This window comes from Mesorhizobium sp. M1050 (assembly GCF_040318715.1).
In the GTDB taxonomy this organism is placed as follows: Bacteria; Pseudomonadota; Alphaproteobacteria; order Rhizobiales; family Rhizobiaceae; genus Mesorhizobium.
Window position 1 is genome coordinate 18329 of record NZ_JAMYMV010000006.1, and the last position, 19648, is coordinate 37976.

Below are 19648 nucleotides of genomic sequence, written 5' to 3' on the forward strand. Positions count from 1 at the left end.
TATTCTTCTCAAGCCGTCTCAGACAGTCTCACACAGCGCGAATTTCGCTGTGTTTTCTGCCGCTCGACGTGCTGGGCTTCTCAAGTCGTCCCACGTAGTCTCATTTCATGCGTAGGTTTTGAGGGGTACTTTTGAGGGTGTTGGGCCAGGTCGACAAGGAGATACCCTCAGAATGCCGCTGTCCGAAGTCCAAATTCGCAAGGTTTTGGCAGGCCGGCGGCGGCGCCAAAATCGCACCGTGGGCTCAGTGCTTTGTTTGGAGCGGCACAGTCTCCAATGTGGAGATCAAGGCCGCGACGCCTCTGGACAGGGATCATGGCTGTTTGGCGGTTGGCTTTGGATAGGCTTTGGTCAATTTGAGGTGCGCCTGTTCGGTTGAGCGAGCGCAATGAAAACGGCCTGGCAGGTTCACTGGGCGTGCCGGTCGGCCGAGGACAATGACCGATCCCAGGGATCGTCGGCGGCGGGTCAGGACATCCTACTTTTTTGCGGCGGACCGGGCCGATAGCGATGCCGCGCGCGCGCAGCGACCTATATCAGTTTTCATGCCGGAGGCTGCCATGGACATGAACAACAGAAAGACGCGGTTCAATATTTGGTACTGGATCGCCGCCTTCTCGGGCGTGATGGTCTTCCAATATTTCTATGCCACGACGCAGCACGTCGCGCAGATCCCGTACAGCGAGTTCGAGACCCTACTGAACGGCGGCAAAATCGCCGAGGTGCAGGTTTCCGATCGTTTCATCCAAGGCCGCTTCAAGGAGCCACAGGGTGGCAAGCCGCTATTCATCACCACGCGGGTCGAGCCTAACCTCGCCCGTGACCTGCAGGAACACGGTGTCACGGTCACCGGCCAGGTCGAAAGCACTTTCCTGAGCGACCTGCTTTCCTGGGTTGTGCCGGTGCTCGTCTTCTTTGGCTTGTGGATGCTGCTTCTAAGACGCATGGACGGCGGCGTCGGTGGCTTGATGCAGATCGGCAGGAGCAAGGCCAGAATCTACGTCGAAGCCAATACCGGGGTGACGTTCGACGACGTGGCGGGAGTGGACGAGGCCAAGGCCGAGTTGCAGGAGATCGTGGATTTTCTGAAGAACCCGGGCGAATACGGCCGCCTCGGCGGACGCATGCCCAAAGGCGTGTTGCTGGTCGGGCCGCCAGGCACCGGCAAGACCCTGCTCGCCAAGGCTGTCGCGGGCGAGGCCAAGGTGCCGTTCTTCTCGATCTCCGGCTCCGAGTTCGTCGAGATGTTCGTCGGGGTCGGGGCCGCGCGCGTGCGCGACCTCTTCGAGCAGGCTCGGTCCAGGGCTCCTGCGATCATCTTCATAGACGAACTCGACGCACTTGGCCGCGCCCGAGGAACCACGGTCGGCGGCCACGATGAAAAGGAACAAACGCTCAACCAGCTTCTGGTCGAACTCGACGGTTTTGATCCACAGATCGGCGTCGTGCTGCTGGCCGCGACGAACCGCCCCGAGATCCTCGATCCGGCACTTCTGCGGGCTGGCCGCTTCGATCGACAAGTGCTGGTCGACAGGCCGGACAAGCAGGGTCGCATCAAGATCCTGCAGGTGCATATGGCCACGTCGAAGCTGGCGACGGATGTCAATGCGGAAAAAGTGGCCGCACTGACGCCCGGCTTTACCGGCGCCGACCTGGCCAATCTCGTGAACGAGGCGACATTGCTTGCCACGCGCCGCAAGGCGGATGCCGTAACAATGGAGGATTTCAACAACGCGGTGGAGCGCATCGTCGCCGGGCTCGAAAAGCGCAACAGGCTGTTGAACCCGAAAGAGCGCGAGATCGTCGCTTATCACGAAATGGGCCACGCACTGGTCGCCATGGCGCTGCCTGGCGTCGATCCGGTGCACAAGGTATCGATCATACCACGTGGCGTCGGCGCGCTCGGCTACACCATCCAGCGCCCGACCGAAGACCGCTTCCTCATGACGCGCGAGGAACTGGACAACAAGATGGCGGTGCTGCTCGGCGGCAGGGCGGCGGAGTGGATCGTATTCGACCACCTGTCCACCGGAGCCGCTGATGATCTCGCCAAGGTAACCGACATAGCGCGCGCCATGGTGACGCGTTACGGCATGTCGGCAAGACTCGGCCATGTGGTTCTGGAAAAGGACCCACGCTCCTTCCTGGCCCCCAACCCGCTCGCCGGCGGGCCGCGCGAGCACGATTACGGCGAGGCCGCCGCCGACGCCATCGACACTGAAGTGCGCGGCATTGTCGAGGCGGCTTTCGAACGAACGGTGGGCCTGCTCACCGAACGGCGCGATCTCCTCGAAAAGGCGGCACGCAGGCTGCTCGAAACCGAGACGCTCGACGAGAACGCGCTCGCGTCGCTGGTCGGAAAGGTTCAGGCAGGGCATCGCGCCTTTCGGGAGGACGGTCGTCGTGGGACTGCGGCGCTGCGAGCGGCCGAAACCCCGCGTGCAATGCCTCCGCGAGTCGCTGGTCCCGGAGCATAGTAATTCATTCAAAGCAGCAATGAGCCGGAAGCTGTAGACCAGCTGGCAAAGGCGCTGCGGGATCCCGGCCGGATCGAGCGATCACCGTTCCTGATCGAATGGTATTCGAGCCCCGCTTTGCAAGGCGGTGCCAAGCCGGCCCTGTCGGGAACGCCCGTCTGACAAGAGTGAGTGGCATTTGCTATTTTCCCAGGGAGGATTGCGACCGAGAAGGCCGCGTCGGCACCGTTGGCGCCGCTTGCTGAGCGTCGGCGACGTGTCTGATCTCCCCTGGCAGGGATTCCCAGACCTTGTGCATCTGTCCTTCTCCGACATGATGGGCAAGCACCTTGGACACGACCCTGAATGCATCCTTGGAATCGACCGGACGGGTCAATTCCAGCTCCGCCTCGATTTTGGCGAGAAACTCGTCGAGCGACCGCATCTTCTCGGGAGCTTTGGAAGGCTGATATTGGTCGTAGAAGGCGCCGCGCACCAGAATCGGAAGCTGCGAGCCGAGGTGGGCTGCAAGATCCGGCTGCATGCGGTCCCGCAGCGCGTGCAGTACCGCGCCGAGAACATGCCAGGCGATCTGCCGATCCGGCCCGATCTCGTCCATGATCTCGTCGAGCCAGATATTCGTCGTCTGCAGTGTCTTGTCGAATACGTCGAGTCCGGTGGCACTCATCGAAATCCTCCTTCCAATCAAATCCGATTACGGCTGATGTGACCAAACAGCCGTGCCTGCCTGTTGTTCCCGGTGGGCGTTCCCCGGTCGGCATTCAGCGTCGTCGGCGGCTCCGTCTTGACCGGATTCGAGCTGGTCTTTCGTCTCGACGACAAGAGCAGGACCGGCGAACTCGAAAAGGAGCAGCCGGACAGTCGCCTAGCGGCGGGGATCGTCCGTCGCCTCGGAAACGCCTTCGAGGGCGATCTTGGCGGCTTCCTCGTCGGTGCGACCGAGGTCGGCCAGGGCAATGACGCCGACGAGGCGCTTATCGTGGTTGATCACCGGAAGGCGCCGCACCTGATGCTTGGCCATGATCTTCGCCGCATCACTGATGTCGGCATCGTCGAAGCACCAATAGACATGCTCGGACATGACCTCGCGAACGGTGGTGTTGCCGGCTGAGCGCTCCTCGGCGACGCCGCGCATCACGATGTCGCGGTCCGTCACCATGCCGACCAGCCTGTCATTCTCGCCGACAGGAAGGGCTCCGAGATTGTCGGCCCGCATTTTCCGGGCGGCATCCCTGATTGTCGTGTTCGGGCCGACCAGTTCGGTCCTATGACTCATGATCTCCTGAACTTGCATGGGATATTCCTCTCTCTGATTGCCGAGGCAACAAGTCGCCAAAACGCGGCCGTTGCTGGGGATCGCGAGGTTGCCGGGTGGTCGGACGAGGCTCGTACAGATCACTATCTGCAGTGTTCTCGATCCGCGCTAATGCGCGTGATGGCACCTCGCGATCGAAACTATTCTTGGAACGTCCAAGCAGCGAGCGAGTTCCAAAAGAGTGCCGGCGCCGCAGGCTTGTTCACGGGAGTAGCCGCAGGCTAGCCGTTGAGGCCCAAGGCTCAAGCAGGTTGGGGAAGACATACTCTGGGAAACAGATGCACGCGGATCGAAAATCATGGCTATCGTCTTTTCAGATCGCCGCGAGGCCGGGCGGCAACTAGCCGAAGAGCTCGTTCGCTTTGCCGGGCGCGACGACGTGATCGTGTTGGCGCTGCCCCGAGGCGGCGTGCCGGTTGGCTACGAGGTCGCGCAGGCACTCAAGGCACCGCTCGACGTCCTCGTCGTGCGCAAGCTCGGCGTTCCCGGCCACGAGGAACTGGCCATGGGGGCAATCGCGCCCTCCGGCGTACGGGTCCTGAACGACGAAATTGTCGGCGGTCTCGCGATCCCGCCAGATGTCATCGACGCGGTCGCCGCAAAGGAGGAAAAAGAGCTTCTGCGCCGCGAGCACCTTTATAGGGGCGGGCGGCCCCCGCCGCGGTTGAACGGACGAACCATTATCCTCGTGGATGACGGGCTTGCGACCGGTTCAACGATGCGGGCGGGGATCAAGGCGCTCCGAAAAAGCCACGCCGCCCATATCGTCGCGGCCGTTCCCGTCGGCAGCCCCGACACTTGCGACGCGATGCGGGCAGACGCCGACGAGGTGGTTTGCGCGACGACGCCAGAGCCGCTCCTTGGTGTCGGCCGGTGGTACGTGGATTTCTCACAGACGAGCGATCAAGAGGTCCGCGCGCTCCTCGCCAAATCCGTGCCCAAGCCTGCCGCTTCCAAAGAGGTCTCGCTATCCGAAGAGGCATCGGCCGGGCACGCGGCCGCCGGCTCGGCGCGCGGCAAAAGATCAACGTAGCGGAGGTGGGTATGGACGGGGTTTCAGTCAGCGAGCAGGTCGTGCGCGTTCCCGCGGATCGCGTCACGCTTGAGGGCAATCTGTCGATGCCGCCGGATGCTCGCGGCCTTGTGCTCTTCGCCCATGGCAGCGGAAGCAGCCGCCACAGCCCGCGCAACCGCTACGTGGCCGGACGGCTGAACGAGGCGAGCCTCGCCACGTTCCTCGTCGACCTGTTGACGGCCGAAGAGGAGCGGATCGACCAAGTCACTGCCGAGTTGCGCTTCGATATCGGGCTGCTCGCCGACCGGCTGATCAGCGTCACGGACTGGCTCGGCGCCTCGCCGAACACGTCGCTCCTGCCGCTTGGCTATTTCGGCGCAAGTACGGGCGCCGGTGCCGCGCTGGTGGCGGCGGCCGAGCGGCCCGACCGGGCTGCGGCCGTGGTTTCGCGTGGTGGCCGGCCCGACCTTGCAGCGCTCGCCCTGCCGCAAGTTCGGGCGCCGACCTTGCTCGTCGTCGGAGGCGCGGACACGCAGGTGATCGCGCTCAACCGCTCGGCGCTGTCGGCACTCCACTGCGAGAAGGAACTCGCCATCGTCCCGGGCGCGACGCATCTGTTCGAAGGGCCAGGCGCCCTGGACGAAGGCTCGGACCTCGCGAGCCGTTGGTTCTCGCGCCATCTGAGTTCGGAGAGATCGACATCCTGATTGCCGCGCCTTGGATCACCCGGCCCGGGATCATTTGCGTCCTCAACGCGTTAGGACCTCAGGTGGGACAGAGACAGCGAGCACTGCAACCCGAATGGCTGTCGCAATCCTTATGTGGGAGAAAGACAATGCCGGATAAGAAAACCATCGAAAAGGCCCAAAAGGACAAGCGTGAGGGCAAGTCGCCGAGCACCCAGGCCGGCGAGTTCGTGCACGAGGAGATTGACAAAATTCGCCAGGGCGAACACGGCGCGCGATCGACCCAGCAGGCCATCGCCATCGGACTTTCCGAGGCAAGACGTGCAGGCGTAGACCTGCCCCCGCCCAAAAAGGGCAAGGTGAAGGAGAGCACGCGCAAAAGCGCCGAATACGCCTACGAGGCCGGCCAGGGCGAACGCAGGCCGAAACGCCGCCCGCAGGTCTCGAAAGCCGTCTCCAAGGTGCTGGAGCACGAGCCGAAGAGCACAGCGTCGCATGAGGCACTGTCGCAGCAGGCCAAGCGTGCGGCCTCGCGCCGGACGGCTGAAGAGCGCTCGGCCGCCGCGAAGAAGGCCGCCGAAACGAAAGGCGCTCGCGGACGGAAGCAGGCAGCGCAGAAAGCCGCCAGAACGCGGGCACACCACGCATAGCGGATAACGTGTCGGCAAGGATCGGCTGAACAGTCCCAGCCACCCAGTCCGGCTAGTGCTTGCGCACCTCACTCGGCCAGCGCTTAACCTCGCTGCGAGTCTTCGGCAAGACCTCGCCATCGTCGCCCACCAGCTCGGGCGCGGTCGTCCGGATGTCATAGGTGAGATCGGCGCCCTCCGAAAACCGCCGGATGACGATATTAGCATTCGAGAGCGAGGTGCCGCCCTTGAAGACGAGATGTTCGTCGAGAGGAGAGCCATTCGAGCTGGCGCAAAGCCCGCCTGGGCATGCCCGGGCGGGCTAACAGCATGCTTGTCAGCTCTTGCAGGCGGCCAAAACCCTCAGAGCCTTGTCTGCACTCAAATAGCTCGAGTACATTTTCTTGCCGATGGCCGTCATCTTTACTCCGTCGGGCTTCGAAGAGACCACGGTGCATGTCTTCGTGCTCGTGTCCTTGGCGACCCAATAGTGAGTCGCAGCAATTGCGGGAGCACCCAACAAGCCCATCAGTGCGGCGGCGATTACAAGGGTTCGTTTCATAGCTTCCTCCATTTTTCGTCTTTCAACAGCAGGCGCCTGCGCCAAAGATCGAGCAGCGGACGACACGACCGGACGGGTGAGCGACGAGTACGTCCGGGCGGCGAATGAACGATGATGAGGAAGCTTTGTTCCCGCCGAAATTTCTTGCCGGCCCGCAAACTATATCCGCCAGGAGTATGACCTTGCCCGGAATTTCCCGAGCTAAGGATTTCCTCGTAACCGGAGCGAGAGTTGGAAGGGACACACTACACTCCGTGCGCTCGCCATCGCCTTGCCGGACCGTCGGAATGGCACGCCGTCGACGGCGTCATTGCCGTTCACTGAATAGCGCGTCGGGTCGCAGGCCTTCGTTTATTCGGACCGAGCGGGAGTTGCCGCGAGAGTGCGCTTCCGCAGCGATGACCCCTGCACTCCTTGCCGCTTTCAGCAAGGCCTTTTGCGCGTCGCGCGCGCTGCGCCAGCCGTCCAGCGCGTCGCGACAGGCGCGCGAAGCTGCGCGCCAGTTGCGTCCGCGCGCCCATTCGGGCCACTGTTGGTCCAGGCACTCCAACGCCTCGAAGCTGCTTGCGACCTTGCGCGATGCGGTGCGGAACTTAAGGAATACGGGTTCGGGAAAGCGAACGTCGTTCATCACTTCCTCCATCTTTTTCGACGTCTTTTGCGAGCAAGCAATCGGTGCGCCATCGCGGCACGCCCTTCGAGATGGTGATGGTCTGCGCAACGTCAAGTGCACAGCCGGGCCGTCCGCATCCAGGTGCGCAAGGAGGCACGAGAGCCTTTTTCAATGGCTTGGTTTCAAGGGATTTGGTGACGGCAGTAGTGACGGCGAAATCACTTTGCTCACATCAGGCTGCTGGCGGATTTGATTTGCTTGGTGATCCCCCAACCTTAGGGCAAACTGCCTGCCGGGGCGCTAGGAGGAGAAATGAGAGCACGCGCAGCAACGCTTGGGGATCTGGAGGATGTGTTTCACGGCCTCTCCAAGCGGATGTCGGATGAATACGTGGCGGCCGGCAAGGACAGCAAGATCGCCTACGACAATCTGATGATGAATTTGAAAGAAGGCCGTGCTCACGCACTCGTCGAGGGCGACAAGGCCGTGGCGATCATCGCCTGGCATGAGAACAGCGACGCCGCCGATACGCTGTTTGCAGCGCAGGAGGATTTCTTCCGTGCCGCGACCGTTCGCTTCTGCAAGCGGCATATCAGGCACATCCAGGCGCTTGCCGGCAACCTCCCCATCCACTCGCGCAGCTGGCTCCAGGGACCTGACGTCGCCAGATGGTTTCATATCATCGGCTATGTCGAGCGTGGCCAGGAGAGCGGCGCCACTCTGTACGAGCTGCCCCCGGCCTCAGCCAAATAGAAATCGGGGCTTGTTGCAAAGCGGCGTGCGCGATAGAGCCGACGAAGCGCTCTCCCGGGGCGCCGAGACGCTCCGCCATCAGCCGTCCTGGTTGAGCCTGACGCGCTGCCGTTGATTTCCAGAGGTTTCCTGCGACTATCGGCATGCGCCTGCGACAGATCGAGGTCGAAACAATGTATCCCGAGTACTCCGATCACGTTTTCGTCGACCTCGTGCCCGAGCTGTTCGGCCCGTCGGAAGCAATCGTGGCCCGCTATCGGGGGCTTCTCGCCACCGCCTTTCGCTATCGATCCGGTGTTGCTGGTCTTCGGATCAGCAACGCAAAGGGCGAAATCGTCACGCTGCCCTTCCAGGGACAGCAGATTTGGGACGCAACGTTCCTCAACCGCTCCCTGACCATGCGCTCGATGTTCGACGAGCCCGTCGTGACCCGGGACTACCTCTCGAACTACGGCGCGTTCTTCATTCACTGCGGCGCCACCGCGATGGGCAATCCTGGCCCGGATGACCGCCACCCGCTTCACGGCGACCTGCCAAATGCGCCCTATGGGCATGTGCAACTGATCGCCGGCAGCAATTCCGAAGGGCCCTTCATGGCGTTGACCGGGCACTGCCGACAGACCGTCGCCTTCGGCCACGACTATGTGATGAAGCCTACTGTGCGGCTGCAGCGCGACGCCACAAGCGTGGCCGTCGACATTGCCATCGAGAACCTGAAACGCACACCCATGGAGCTGATGTATCTGGCGCACATCAACTTCAGGCCGGCCGATGGCGGGCGCCTGATCGACACCGTCGCCGATGATCACGCCGACATTGTCGTGCGCCAAGTGCTTCCACCCTTTTTTGAACCGAGCGAAAGCTATCTTGCCTATCGCGACGCCGTCGTAGCCGACCCTTCGCGGCATCGCATATTGACCAAGGGCGAGCCGATCGATCCCGAACTCGTGCTGACGATGAAGGCGAAGGCAGACGACGAGGGCTGGGCGCACGCCCTACAGGTCCATCCGGACCGGACAGCGGATTTCGTCAGCTTTCGCCCCGAAGAGCTCAATTATGCCGTGCGCTGGATCACGCGCGGTGCCGATCAGGACGCGCTTGGCCTCGTGCTGCCGGCGACCGCCGAACCCGACGGCTATCTTGCGGCGAAGGAAAGAGGTCGCCTGGTTCGCGTCGCGCCGGGGGAAACATTCCGCTGCGCCCTGCGCTTTGGCGCTATGAACGCGGAGGAGGCCACACAACGAGAACAGGTCATTGCAGCGTTGAAGGGTAACGGCCGGTAGCTGGCGCCCCTCACCGCGCGATTGACGGTGACCGGCAGGATCGACATGTGGTTCTCGCAGGCATGCAGCTCGAAGCTGGGGTGCACGCAGGGAAAAGCATCAAGATGCTTCGCCATCGTCCGCTCGAATTCGTCTGTGCGTCTCACCTTCGCAGCAGCCACATCAGCACCGGGCCGCCGATCAGCGTCGCGACGAGGCCGGCGGGAATCTGGCGTGGGAAGATGGCTGTGCGACCGATCCAGTCGGCGACGACCATGATCAGCGCGCCGACGAGCACCGCGCCAATGGCCTGCGGCAGCGCACGGGAAAGGCCAAGGCGACGGGCAAGGTGCGGCGCCATCAGGCCGATGAAGGTCAGCGGGCCAACGATCAGCGTCGAGGCGGCGGTGAGCGCCGCGACCATCAGCAGCACGAGAAGCCGCGTCCTCTTCAGGTTGATGCCAAGGGCTTGCACGGCGGCGGAGCCGAGCGGCAGGATGTCGAGCCAGCGTATGAAGAGCGGCGCGAGCGCGAAGAGGCAGACGGCGATGCCACCGGTCAGCAGGGCGGCGCCAATATCGACGCCATAGGTCGAACCAGTGAGCCAGTTGAGCAGCAGCATTGCGCGAGGATCGCCGGTGGCGGTGAGCACAAGGATCAGCGCATCGAACAAGGCCGTCAGTGCAATGCCAGCAAGCAGCAACCGCTCCGACGCATAGGCGGCACGGCGGCCGATCGACAGCGTCACCAGAAGAGCGCTGAAGGCGCCGATGGTTGCCGCTGCCGTCTGAACAGGGCGTCCGGCATCGGAGAGCGCAAACAGCGCCACCATCATGCCGAGCGCGGCGCCGGCGCTGATGCCCAGCACTTCGGGACTGGCCATCGGATTGCCGGTCAGCCGCTGCATCATCAGCCCGGCGAGCGCCAGCATGGCGCCGGCGCTCGCCGCGGCAAGCACGCGAGGCCACCGCCACGATAGCATTGGCCGTAGCTCGTCGCCGAAAGCAAAGGTCCAGCCATGCGGCCCCGGGCCATAGAGCAAAGCCAACCCCAGCAGCAAAAGCAGAGCCAAGCCGATCGCCGCCAGCAGGAGGTCGGGCCGGTTTACGCGCGGCAGGCGGGCGGCCGTCAAGGCCGGGGTTTCCAACCCAAGCGCAAGCCGCGGCAGCAGCCAGAGCAGCAGCGGCGCGCCGAGAAGTGCGGTGATCGCGCCGGTCGGCAGCAGGTCGCCTTGCGGTCCGGTGGCGATCTGCACGGCCTGATCGGCGGCCCACAGCAGCGCGCCGCCGACGAGCGGCGCCATCACCAGCTGCTGGCCCAGCCGTCGTGCACCGCCGATGCGCGCAAGGGTGGCTGCGGCCAGGCCGACGAAGCCGATGACGCCTACAGCGGCAACGACGAAGGCGATCAGCGCGACGGCGGTTGCCAGTCCGGCGAAGCGATAGGCGCCGAGCGGCACGCCAAGGCTGCGCGCGCCTTCATCGTCGAGGCCTAGCAAGGTCAGCGGCCGCACCATGAGGAAGATCGCCAGCGCAGCAGTGCCGATGCGTGGCAAAAGCCACAGCGTCGTCGACCAGTCCTGCTGGCCGAGCGAACCGGCGCCCCAGATGAACAGGCTGGCCAGCCATTCATGCCGCAGCACAATGAGCGCGGCACCGATGGCGCCGGCATAGAGGCTGATCACAAGCCCCGCCAGCACGACCGAAAGCGGCGACAGGCCCTTGTGCCAGGACAGAGCGAAGACGGCGGCCAGCGCCGTGAAGGCGCCGGCCAGCGCCACCCATTCGCGGCCGAACGCAAGCAGGGACGGTGACAGAAGCGTCGCCAGTGCCAGCGCCAGATAGGCGCCCGCCGAGACGCCGACCGTTTCGGGCGAGGCGAGCGGATTGCGTAGAACCTGTTGCAGGACCGTTCCGGCAAGCCCGAGTGCGGCGCCGCACAAAAGGCTGACCGCAAGCCTGGGCAGGAAGGCGTAGTGGACGAGCACCTGTCGCATGTCGGCGATGTCGGGGGCGGCGAGCGATTGGAGCCAGAGCGCCGATGGCAGCTGCACCGTGAGGTTTGAGACGGTTGCCGCTACCCCCGCCGCGAGCAGCATGGCACAAAGCAGGATCGCGCCTACCGGCTGGTTGCCGAGAAAGCCCCCTGGCAAGGCTCGGCCGGCCGACGCAGGCTTTCCCTCTTGAACGATGGTCGCAGCACCGTCAGCCATGAGCAGCTTCCGCGGTCATTGCCGACGCCAGGACCCGGGCAAAGCGGGTCGCGGACGGAAGCGCGCCGAACATCAGGACGGCGGGAAGACGCATGATCGAGCGGTTGCGCACGAAGGGCATGGCGTTCCAGACCGGGCTTTCGGTCAGCGTGCCGCCGGCGCCCTCGGGCAAGGGTTCGAGATAGGCCAGGCGTGCGTCGCTGGCTGTCGCCAAACCGTCGATGCCGACGGTCGAAAACCCCCAATAATTGGTCTCGCCCGTCCAGGCGTTGCTGAGCCCGATACGGTCGAACACCTCCTGAAACAGACTTTTCTTGCCGTAGACGCGCACATTGCGCGGGTCCATGAAGCTGACGACATAGATCGGCTGCGCCGAAAGCGGCGCCAGCTGCTGGCGAACTTCTGAAAAATAAGCATCCGTTGCCGCGATCAGCGCTTCGCCTTCGCTTTCCTTGCCGACAAGCCTGGCGAGTTGGCGCGTCGCCTCGACGGCGCGCCGATAGGGCTGCCCGGCTTCGGTATAGAGCCCGATCGTCGTCACCGGCGCCACGCGTTCGAGCAGCGGCTTGATGCCGTCGATATACGGCACGGACAGGATGATGTCGGGCTTGAGCTGCTGCAGCAATTCGAGATTGGGCTCGAGCAGCGTGCCGACATCGGCGATATCGGCCGGCAGCGGCGGCTCGACGACCCAGGTCTCCCACACTTGACGGTCGGCAATGGCAACCGGCGTCACACCCAGCATAAGCAAGGTCTCGGCCAGCCCGTCATCGAGGCAGACTATGCGCCGCCTGCGGGGTTCGGCCGTCGCCGACGCCATACCCGCGAACGGCAGCGTGAAAAGCCCCAGTGCCTGGCGCCGGGTCATTCGACACGGATGATCGGGCATGGCTCTCGGCTGGAGCTCTCGGTCTCTCTGCACTGCGGCGCGCCTGCTTTTCGATTTGGACTCCCGATTGACTATGAAACATGAACTTAATAGTCAACATTTACGCGCTCCGACAGGCCTGCTTTTTTGCCAGACGGATTGTCAGGCGCAACCCGTCCGCCGGCCGCAGGCGATTCGGCCTGCGGGAGCCCCGTGCGCATCACGCGAAAATCGCAGTCCGCGAAACGCAATCCACGTGCCGAATCATTTTTCCTCCACGACTGCATTCCATGATAGAGGGACGGCAATCGCCGGGTCCCGGATAGCCAGAGACCCGAAGACGGCCAGGGCGCGAATCAAAAAGGCGGCTGCGAACCGCCGCCAGAAGGCGTCAAAAGACCGGTCGAACGCATCAAGGCAGTGCGATCGGGTTGCGCTCGGCAAGGCTTGATGATTTGTTGCCGCTATACGGAGAACGAATGATGCGAGAGCCTGTCGGTCAAGACGAGTATGGGTCGACCAACCCCTTCGATCCGGACGACCTGCCGACGTTGAACGCGATCGGTCCGAGCATGGGGAGCGGCAACGATTTCGAGAAATACGCCGTTGCCGTGATCATCGTATTCGGCGCGCTGATCATTGGCGGACTGATGGCCGCATCGATGGTCTTCGGGCACCGCAACGGCTTCCTCTTCGCGCTTGGCGGCGCCACGTCCGCCTGGATATCCGGCAACGCGCTGCTGCTCGACCGACCGCGCATCTACGCGCTGTTCGTCGGCATTGCCGCCGTGATGCTGATTGCCTCCACCATCACGCTGGTCTTGTGACGACCATTGCTTCTATGCGCCAACCCGCTTGAGCAGCGGGCGATCAACCCGAATCGCTACGCTGCTCCAAGCCCATCTCCAGCCTTGCCAAGCTCAGTATCCAAGCGCCTCGCCAGAGGCCGCGCGGCTGTCGATGGCGCCATTGTAGCGCGCGCCGCCGCCCTTCTCGATTTCCGCCAGACTTTTGCCGCCGACCAGGATGCCTGCCGCCTGGCCCCAGGTCTGGTCAGCGAGATCGAGGTGATAACCCATGCCGGCCAGCAGCTTCTCGGTATCCGGCGACAGACCGAACGGCTCGATATAGACCTTATCGGGCAGCCACTGGTGATGGATACGCGGCGCGTCGATCGCCTCCTGGATGTTCATGCCATGGTCGATGACATTGACGATGGCTTCCAGTGTGATGGTGATGATGCGCGAGCCGCCGGGGCTGCCTATGACCATGAACGGCTTGCCGTCCTTGGCCACCACGGTTGGACTCATCGACGAAAGCGGCGTCTTCTTGGGCTGGATGGCATTGGCCTCGCCCTGAACCAGGCCATAGAGGTTGGGCACGCCGGGCTTCTGGGTGAAATCGTCCATCTCGTTGTTGAGCAGGATGCCGGTGCCATCGGCGACAACGCCGGCGCCGAAGGAGCCGTTCAACGTGTAGGTGACCGCGACTGCGTTGCCGTCACTGTCGATGATCGAATAATGGGTCGTCTCCTTGCTCTCGCCAAAACCCTTCGGCATCAGGTCCTGCGACACGCCGGCCCGGAACGGGTCGATCTTGTCGCGGATATCCTTGGCGTAGGCCTTATCAAGCAGTTTCGTGACCGGGTTGTCGACGAAATCGGGATCGCCTAGCGCCGAATTGCGGTCGACATATGCGTAGCGCATCGCCTCCACCATGACATGGACCGTCTCGGCCGAGCCTGCACCGAGATAGGACAGCGGATAGCCTTCCAGCACGTTGAGGATTTCGCAGATGATGACGCCGCCTGAGCTTGGCGGCGGCGAGGAGGTGATCTCGTAGCCGCGATAGGAGCAGGTCACGGGCTTCAGTTCGCGGACCGCATATTGTTCGAAATCCGGCTTGGCCAGGATGCCGCCCTTGGCGCCACTCGCCTTGACGATGGCGTCTGCGATAGCGCCTTTATAGAAGGCATCAGGACCTTTTTCGGAAATGGCGGCGAGCGAGGCCGCAAGATCAGGCTGGATCAGCCTCTCGCCGATGCCATAGGGCTTGCCGCCGGGTTTCAGGAAAATGGCGGCGGCGGCGGGGTCCTTCGCCAGCCTGTCGGCGCTGCCGGCAAAAGAGACGGCGTCGCCCTGATTGAGGATGAAGCCATCCTTGGCAAAGCTGATTGCCGGCGCCATCAGATCCTGGCGGGACAATTTGCCGTATTTTTCGCGTGCCATCTCGAAACCAGCCACCGAGCCCGGCACGCCGACGGCGAGATAGCCGTCGAGGCTGGCACCCTTCACCGGGTTGCCGTCCTTGTCGAGATACATGGTCTTGGTCGCCGACAGCGGCGCCCGCTCGCGGAAATCGAGGAAGGTCGATTTGCCATCCTTGAAGCGGATGGTCATGAAGCCGCCGCCGCCGATATTGCCGGCATTGGGGTAGACGACGGCGAGTGCATAGCCGACGGCAACCGCCGCATCGACAGCATTGCCGCCCTTCTTCAAGACTTCGATGCCGACTTCGGAGGCCAGATGCTGGGCCGTCACCACCATGCCGTGCTCGCCTTTGGCCGGCGCCGGCGAGGCAGCAAAAGTCAACTGTAGTGGCGCAATCGCAAAGGCGACGGAGAGACTAACGGCGATCAGGGTTCGACGGTTGAGAGGCATGGCGGTTCTCCGGGCGGGGGGTGCGCCTAGAAGAGCCTCTCGGATCAATCGAGTCCATTCACAAAACGGTCCCTCACGAAGCAAACCGGTGAGGGGCAATATCGGCTGGGAGTTCGCCTCAGACAATGCCGCCCGAACCGCCGGCGACCGCCGGGCGTTCCGCGGCGACCTTGGCGCGGTAGCCCGCCGCCCGATAGGCCGCAACCGGGTCGATGGCGCCGCCGGTCTTCAGCCTAGCCATGGCGAGAATCGGCTCGACATCGGTGCGGTAAGCGACTTTCAACGTCTGCGTCGCCATCAGCGCATCGTTGTCGTCCTGGCACCCTTCGAGCGCCTTGCGATCGACAAGCAGCGCCTGCGCGTAGGCGCGCTGCACCTCGACCGCCGACAGCATCAGGCTTTCGATGGGATCGGTGACATTGTGGCTCTGGTCGAGCATATGGGCCGGGTCGAAACCCTCGGCGCCGGAAAGTTCGGCATCGACCAGTTCGTTGAAGACAAGGAACAGCCGGTAGGGATCGATCGAACCGGCGTCGAGATCGTCGTCGCCATATTTCGAATCGTTGAAATGGAAGCCGCCAAGTTTTTTGAACTGGATAAGCCGCGAGACGATCATCTCGATGTTGACGTTGGGGGCGTGGTGGCCGAGATCGACCAGGCAGAACGCCTTGTCGCCCAGTTCCCTAGCGATGATGTAGTTGGTGCCCCAATCCTGCACGACGGTGGAATAGAAGGCCGGCTCGTACATCTTGTGCTCGCTGAACAGCCTCCAGTCAGAGGGCAGCCCGGCATAGATCTGCTTCATCGCCTCGAGATAGCGCTCGAACGCCCTCGCAAAATTGGCCTGGCCGGGGAAGTTCGAGCCGTCGCCGATCCACACCGTCAGCGCCTTCGAACCCAGTGCCTCGCCGATCTCGATGCATTCGAGATTGTGCTCGACCGCTTGCCGGCGCGTGCCGGCATCGGCATGCGACAGCGAGCCAAATTTGTAGGAGAGTTTCTGGTCCTTCGCATCCGAGAAAGTGTTGGAGTTCATGGCGTCGAAGCCGAGGCCAAAGCGCGAGGCCGCCTGCTTCAGCCGGTTCGGGTCGGCCTTGTCCCACGGAATGTGCAGAGAAACGGTCGGCGTCGCCTGCGTCAATTGCCTGATGACGGCGCAGTCCTCGATCTTGTCGAAGATGTCGCGCGGCTCGCCGGCGCCGGGGAAACGGGCAAAGCGGGTGCCACCGGTGCCAACGCCCCAGGACGGGATCGCCACGGCGAACTTTTCGACCTTGTCGCGGATGGCATCGATGGCGATGCCGCGACGGTCGAGGCGCTCGCCGAGCGAGGCGTAGTCGCGCTCGAGGTTGGCTTTGCGCGCGGCGTTGTCTTTGCCGACGACGTCGGCGGAGATGATGGTTTCGGACACTGCTATTCCTCCCAAAATGCTTTCGGCCAGCGCTGCCCGTCATCCGTCTGCCGGAAGCGCTTCGGCGTCGGCGGCGCCGCCTTCAGATCATTAGCGCGTAAAACTCTGCGCGTTGCCCGCGTCGACATTGACGATGTTGCCGGTCGACTTGGCCGACATGTCGGAGGCGAAGAAATAGATTGCCTCTGCGATGTCTTCGGGGAAGACCGAGCGCTTCAGCATCGAACGCGAGCGATAGTGCTCCTCCAGATCGTCGGTCGACATCTTATAGGCGGCGGCGCGCTGTTCCTTCCATTCGCCGGTCCAGATCTTCGAGCCGCGCAGCACCGCGTCCGGGTTGACGACATTGACCCTTATCTGGGCTTCCGCTCCCTCCAGTGCGAGGCATCGAGCGAGATGGATCTCGGCGGCCTTGGCGGTGCAGTAGGCGGCGGCGTTGGGCGAGGCGGCAAGTCCGTTCTTGGAGGCGACGAAGACGACGTTGCCGCCGATGTTCTGCACGCGAAACAGTCGGAACGCCTCCCTGGAGACCAGGAAATACCCGGTCGACAGGATATCCATATTCTTGTTCCACAGCGCCAGCGTCGTCTCCTCGATCGGCGCCGAGGAGGCGAGGCCCGCGTTCGACACCAGAATGTCGATGCCGCCGAACTCGACCGCCATCTCGGCAAAGCCGGAGATAACCTGCTCCTCCGAGGTGACGTTGATCGGCACCGGCCGGACGAAATCCTTGCCATAGGCTTTGGACAATTCGTCATTGGCGCTGGCGAGCGCTGTCTCGTCAATGTCGGCCAGCACGACGCAGGCGCCTTCGCTCAGCAGCCGGTTGGCGGTCGCGCGACCGATGCCGCCGGCGCCACCGGTGACCAGCGCGATCTGGCCGGCAAGCGCCTTCGGCTTCGGCATGCGCTGCAGCTTCAGATCCTCGAGCAGCCAGTACTCGATGTCGAAGGCTTCCTGCGCGGGTAGGCCGACATAGGACGAGACGGTCGAGGCGCCGCGCATGACGTTGATGGCGTTGACGTAGAATTCGCCTGAGATGCGCGCCGTCGCCTTATCGCCGGCGAAAGTGAACATGCCGACGCCGGGCATCAGATAGACAACGGCGTTGGGATCGCGGATGGCTGGCGAGTCGGCGTGCTTGCAGCTGTCGTAATAGGCCTGATAGCCAACACGATAGGCCGCGACGTCGTCGGCGAGGCGCGCGATGACGGCATCGACATCGGGCTTTGCCGGATCGAACTCGATGACCAGCGGACGGATCTTGGTGCGCAGGAAGTGGTCAGGGCACGACGTGCCGAGCGCCGCCAGCGGGCGCAGATTCCTGGAGTTGACGAATTCGAGAACGGCGGGCGAATCGTCGAAATGACCTGTCTTGTGGCTCTTTTCCGAGATCAGGCCGCGGATTTTCGGCATCAGTTTCGCGGCAATGGCGCGGCGTGAAGCGGAATCGAGCGACTTGACCGCTTCGCCGCCGAAGATGGCGACGCCTTCGGAGCGGCGCTCGAACCATTCGATCGCCTGATTGATCACCGAGATCGTCGTCTCATAGCATTCCCGAGGAGTGTCGCCCCAGGTGAACAGGCCGTGGCTTTCCAGGATGACGCCCTTGGCCGCGGGATGTTCGAGGCAGAATTTCTCCAGCCACAGGCCGAGTTCGAAGCCGGGACGCTTCCACGGCAGCCAGCCGATGGCGTCGCCGAAGATCTCCCCGGTCAGCGCCTTGGAATCCTTGGCCGCGGCAATGGCGATGATGGCGTCCGGATGCATGTGATCGACAAAAGGCTTCGGCACATAGGCATGCAGCGGCGTGTCGATCGAGGCGGCGCGCGGATTAAGGTTGAAGGTGCAGTGCGGAAGGAAGCCGACCATTTCGTCTTCGTGCTCAACGCCGCGATAGAGGCCTTTGAGCGCGCGCAGCTTGTCCATGTAGAGGGTGGCAAAGCCGTCAAGCTTGATCGAGGCGCTGTCGCCGCCCGAGCCTTTGACCCAAAGCACCTCGACATCCTCGCCGGTGAGCGGGTCTTTCTGCCATATCTTCGAGGAGGTGTTGCCGCCGCCATAATTGGTGACGCGCTTGTCGGAGCCAAGCGTGTTCGAGCGATAGACCAGAAGTTCCGGCTCGCTCATCGCTTGAGCCTTGGCCTCGTCCCACAGATTGGCGAGCCGCGTGCCGGTGCGCTTGTCGAGCATATGCAATCCTCCCGAAGGCACGCAAACGGTGCGGCCAATTTTGCCCGAATTTCCACGGAAGCAGCCGACTTGTCAATCACAAACGATCAAGACCGATCATATTGCACTGCACAATGAAATTATATGATCGGAAATGATTGACACTGCGCGTTTTGGGTGCCTAGATGCCGAGGCAGGGAGGAACCATGCACGAAAAAGAGCGCCACAGGATCATTCTGTCCGCCGTCCAGGAAAAACCTGTGGTGACGGTGCAGGAGATGGTCGACCTGACGGAGTCCTCCGAGGCGACGATCCGGCGTGACATCGCGGCACTCCATGTCCAAAAGCGCCTGCGCCGTGTGCGTGGCGGCGCTGAAGCAATCTCGCCGCCGCAGTTCATTGGGCTGGCCGGCCGGCCCTTTTCCGTCAATGAAACAATCAACGCCTCGCAGAAGCGGGCAATCGCGAGTGAAGCGGTCGAGCTGTGCAAGGACGGTGAGCCGATCATCATCAATGGCGGCACCACCACCTTCCAGATGGTACATTTCCTGACCGGCCGCCGCATGCCGATCTTCACCAATTCCTTCCCGATCGCCGAGCACCTGCTCAAGCACTCCAAGAACACGGTGATGCTGTCCGGCGGCACGATCTATCGCGAGCAGAACATCATCCTGTCGCCCTTCGACAATGACGTGACGCGCAATTTCTATGCGCGCCGCATGTTCATGGGCGCACAGGGGCTCGGCCCGCTCGGCCTGATGGAGGGCGACCCGCTGCTGATCCAGGCGGAGCAGAAACTGATCGACCAGGCCGACGAACTGGTGGTGCTGGTCGATTCCTCGAAATTCCGCAAACGCTCCAGCCTGATCCTGTGCGGCCTTTCGCGCATCGCCACAGTCATCACCGATGACGGCATCGAGGATCGCGAGGCCAAGATGTTAGAGACCGCCGGCGTGACGCTGATCGTCGCCCGCAAGTCGGCAAAGGAAGAATCTTCGCTGCAGGCCTGAGAC

The 19648-nt window shown here is 63.1% G+C and carries 17 protein-coding genes and 1 pseudogene; 8 read left to right on the top strand and 10 right to left on the bottom strand.

Annotation, left to right across the window (positions count from 1 at the left end):
* Positions 1 to 560 precede the first annotated feature (560 nt).
* A complete protein-coding gene (gene ftsH, locus NKH57_RS05215; protein WP_352942321.1) occupies positions 561 to 2477 on the top strand; it encodes an ATP-dependent zinc metalloprotease FtsH in 1917 nt (638 codons plus the stop codon).
* A gap of 181 nt (positions 2478 to 2658) precedes the next feature.
* Here ftsH and NKH57_RS05220 read toward each other — a convergent pair whose 3' ends face one another.
* Positions 2659 to 3144: a DUF2267 domain-containing protein gene (locus tag NKH57_RS05220; RefSeq protein WP_352942324.1), complete on the bottom strand. Its 486-nt coding sequence runs from the start codon at positions 3142 to 3144 to the stop codon at positions 2659 to 2661.
* Between the two features lie 198 nt (positions 3145 to 3342).
* Positions 3343 to 3753 (bottom strand): CBS domain-containing protein, encoded by a 411-nt coding sequence (locus NKH57_RS05225; protein ID WP_352734114.1) that lies wholly within the window; start codon positions 3751 to 3753, stop codon positions 3343 to 3345.
* 337 nt (positions 3754 to 4090) lie between these two features.
* Between NKH57_RS05225 and NKH57_RS05230 the strand changes: the two genes are divergently transcribed.
* From NKH57_RS05230 to NKH57_RS05240, 3 genes are all read left to right on the top strand, one after another.
* Positions 4091 to 4825, top strand: coding sequence for a phosphoribosyltransferase (locus tag NKH57_RS05230; RefSeq protein ID WP_023757995.1), 735 nt, complete (start codon positions 4091 to 4093; stop codon positions 4823 to 4825).
* An 11-nt stretch (positions 4826 to 4836) separates the two neighbouring features.
* Positions 4837 to 5514 (top strand): dienelactone hydrolase family protein, encoded by a 678-nt coding sequence (locus NKH57_RS05235; RefSeq protein ID WP_352942329.1) that lies wholly within the window; start codon positions 4837 to 4839, stop codon positions 5512 to 5514.
* Between the two features lie 128 nt (positions 5515 to 5642).
* Positions 5643 to 6143 carry a DUF6496 domain-containing protein gene (locus NKH57_RS05240; RefSeq protein ID WP_352601259.1) on the top strand — a complete coding sequence of 167 codons (501 nt, stop codon included), beginning with the start codon at positions 5643 to 5645 and terminating at the stop codon, positions 6141 to 6143.
* Between the two features lie 52 nt (positions 6144 to 6195).
* Here NKH57_RS05240 and NKH57_RS05245 read toward each other — a convergent pair.
* The 3 genes and pseudogenes from NKH57_RS05245 to NKH57_RS05255 all read right to left on the bottom strand — a co-directional run.
* Positions 6196 to 6387 (bottom strand): annotated as a pseudogene (locus tag NKH57_RS05245) (nucleotidyl transferase AbiEii/AbiGii toxin family protein); the annotation flags it as partial.
* A 72-nt stretch (positions 6388 to 6459) separates the two neighbouring features.
* Positions 6460 to 6684 (bottom strand): hypothetical protein, encoded by a 225-nt coding sequence (locus NKH57_RS05250; RefSeq protein WP_352942332.1) that lies wholly within the window; start codon positions 6682 to 6684, stop codon positions 6460 to 6462.
* A 307-nt stretch (positions 6685 to 6991) separates the two neighbouring features.
* Positions 6992 to 7315, bottom strand: coding sequence for a DUF982 domain-containing protein (locus NKH57_RS05255; protein WP_352942335.1), 324 nt, complete (start codon positions 7313 to 7315; stop codon positions 6992 to 6994).
* Between the two features lie 294 nt (positions 7316 to 7609).
* On the opposite strand from NKH57_RS05255, the gene NKH57_RS05260 reads away from it, so the two are divergent.
* Both NKH57_RS05260 and NKH57_RS05265 read left to right on the top strand, forming a co-directional pair.
* Positions 7610 to 8050: a hypothetical protein gene (locus tag NKH57_RS05260; RefSeq protein ID WP_023758000.1), complete on the top strand. Its 441-nt coding sequence runs from the start codon at positions 7610 to 7612 to the stop codon at positions 8048 to 8050.
* A 143-nt stretch (positions 8051 to 8193) separates the two neighbouring features.
* A complete protein-coding gene (locus NKH57_RS05265; protein ID WP_352942338.1) occupies positions 8194 to 9333 on the top strand; it encodes a DUF4432 family protein in 1140 nt (379 codons plus the stop codon).
* Between the two features lie 142 nt (positions 9334 to 9475).
* Here the strand turns inward: NKH57_RS05265 and fhuB are convergent, their stop codons facing one another.
* Positions 9476 to 11524, bottom strand: a complete 2049-nt coding sequence (gene fhuB, locus NKH57_RS05270; protein ID WP_352942341.1) for a Fe(3+)-hydroxamate ABC transporter permease FhuB — start codon at positions 11522 to 11524, stop codon at positions 9476 to 9478.
* Entirely contained in the window at positions 11517 to 12392 is an 876-nt protein-coding gene (locus NKH57_RS05275) for an ABC transporter substrate-binding protein (RefSeq protein ID WP_352942344.1), read from the bottom strand. The genes fhuB and NKH57_RS05275 overlap by 8 nt, the downstream gene beginning before the upstream one ends.
* Positions 12393 to 12871: 479 nt before the next feature.
* Between NKH57_RS05275 and NKH57_RS05280 the strand changes: the two genes are divergently transcribed.
* Positions 12872 to 13219: a hypothetical protein gene (locus NKH57_RS05280; RefSeq protein ID WP_032907080.1), complete on the top strand. Its 348-nt coding sequence runs from the start codon at positions 12872 to 12874 to the stop codon at positions 13217 to 13219.
* Between the two features lie 93 nt (positions 13220 to 13312).
* On the opposite strand, the gene ggt is transcribed toward NKH57_RS05280, so the two are convergent.
* The 3 genes from ggt to NKH57_RS05295 form a co-directional block, all read right to left on the bottom strand.
* Positions 13313 to 15052: a gamma-glutamyltransferase gene (gene ggt, locus NKH57_RS05285; RefSeq protein ID WP_352942347.1), complete on the bottom strand. Its 1740-nt coding sequence runs from the start codon at positions 15050 to 15052 to the stop codon at positions 13313 to 13315.
* 118 nt (positions 15053 to 15170) lie between these two features.
* A complete protein-coding gene (gene rhaI / locus NKH57_RS05290; protein WP_352942350.1) occupies positions 15171 to 16463 on the bottom strand; it encodes an L-rhamnose catabolism isomerase in 1293 nt (430 codons plus the stop codon).
* A gap of 90 nt (positions 16464 to 16553) precedes the next feature.
* Complete coding sequence (locus tag NKH57_RS05295) at positions 16554 to 18656, bottom strand: bifunctional rhamnulose-1-phosphate aldolase/short-chain dehydrogenase (protein ID WP_352734132.1); 2103 nt, start codon at positions 18654 to 18656, stop codon at positions 16554 to 16556.
* A 185-nt stretch (positions 18657 to 18841) separates the two neighbouring features.
* On the opposite strand from NKH57_RS05295, the gene NKH57_RS05300 reads away from it, so the two are divergent.
* Positions 18842 to 19645 carry a DeoR/GlpR family DNA-binding transcription regulator gene (locus tag NKH57_RS05300; RefSeq protein ID WP_352601277.1) on the top strand — a complete coding sequence of 268 codons (804 nt, stop codon included), beginning with the start codon at positions 18842 to 18844 and terminating at the stop codon, positions 19643 to 19645.
* Positions 19646 to 19648 lie beyond the last annotated feature (3 nt).

Coding starts and splice junctions, on each gene's coding strand:
- ftsH (WP_352942321.1), top strand. CDS start 561: ATGGACATGAACAACAGAAAGACGCGGTTCAATATTTGGTACTGGATC.
- NKH57_RS05220 (WP_352942324.1), bottom strand. CDS start 3,144: ATGAGTGCCACCGGACTCGACGTATTCGACAAGACACTGCAGACGACG.
- NKH57_RS05225 (WP_352734114.1), bottom strand. CDS start 3,753: ATGAGTCATAGGACCGAACTGGTCGGCCCGAACACGACAATCAGGGAT.
- NKH57_RS05230 (WP_023757995.1), top strand. CDS start 4,091: ATGGCTATCGTCTTTTCAGATCGCCGCGAGGCCGGGCGGCAACTAGCC.
- NKH57_RS05235 (WP_352942329.1), top strand. CDS start 4,837: ATGGACGGGGTTTCAGTCAGCGAGCAGGTCGTGCGCGTTCCCGCGGAT.
- NKH57_RS05240 (WP_352601259.1), top strand. CDS start 5,643: ATGCCGGATAAGAAAACCATCGAAAAGGCCCAAAAGGACAAGCGTGAG.
- NKH57_RS05250 (WP_352942332.1), bottom strand. CDS start 6,684: ATGAAACGAACCCTTGTAATCGCCGCCGCACTGATGGGCTTGTTGGGT.
- NKH57_RS05255 (WP_352942335.1), bottom strand. CDS start 7,315: ATGAACGACGTTCGCTTTCCCGAACCCGTATTCCTTAAGTTCCGCACC.
- NKH57_RS05260 (WP_023758000.1), top strand. CDS start 7,610: ATGAGAGCACGCGCAGCAACGCTTGGGGATCTGGAGGATGTGTTTCAC.
- NKH57_RS05265 (WP_352942338.1), top strand. CDS start 8,194: ATGCGCCTGCGACAGATCGAGGTCGAAACAATGTATCCCGAGTACTCC.
- fhuB (WP_352942341.1), bottom strand. CDS start 11,524: ATGGCTGACGGTGCTGCGACCATCGTTCAAGAGGGAAAGCCTGCGTCG.
- NKH57_RS05275 (WP_352942344.1), bottom strand. CDS start 12,392: ATGACCCGGCGCCAGGCACTGGGGCTTTTCACGCTGCCGTTCGCGGGT.
- NKH57_RS05280 (WP_032907080.1), top strand. CDS start 12,872: ATGATGCGAGAGCCTGTCGGTCAAGACGAGTATGGGTCGACCAACCCC.
- ggt (WP_352942347.1), bottom strand. CDS start 15,052: ATGCCTCTCAACCGTCGAACCCTGATCGCCGTTAGTCTCTCCGTCGCC.
- NKH57_RS05295 (WP_352734132.1), bottom strand. CDS start 18,656: ATGCTCGACAAGCGCACCGGCACGCGGCTCGCCAATCTGTGGGACGAG.
- NKH57_RS05300 (WP_352601277.1), top strand. CDS start 18,842: ATGCACGAAAAAGAGCGCCACAGGATCATTCTGTCCGCCGTCCAGGAA.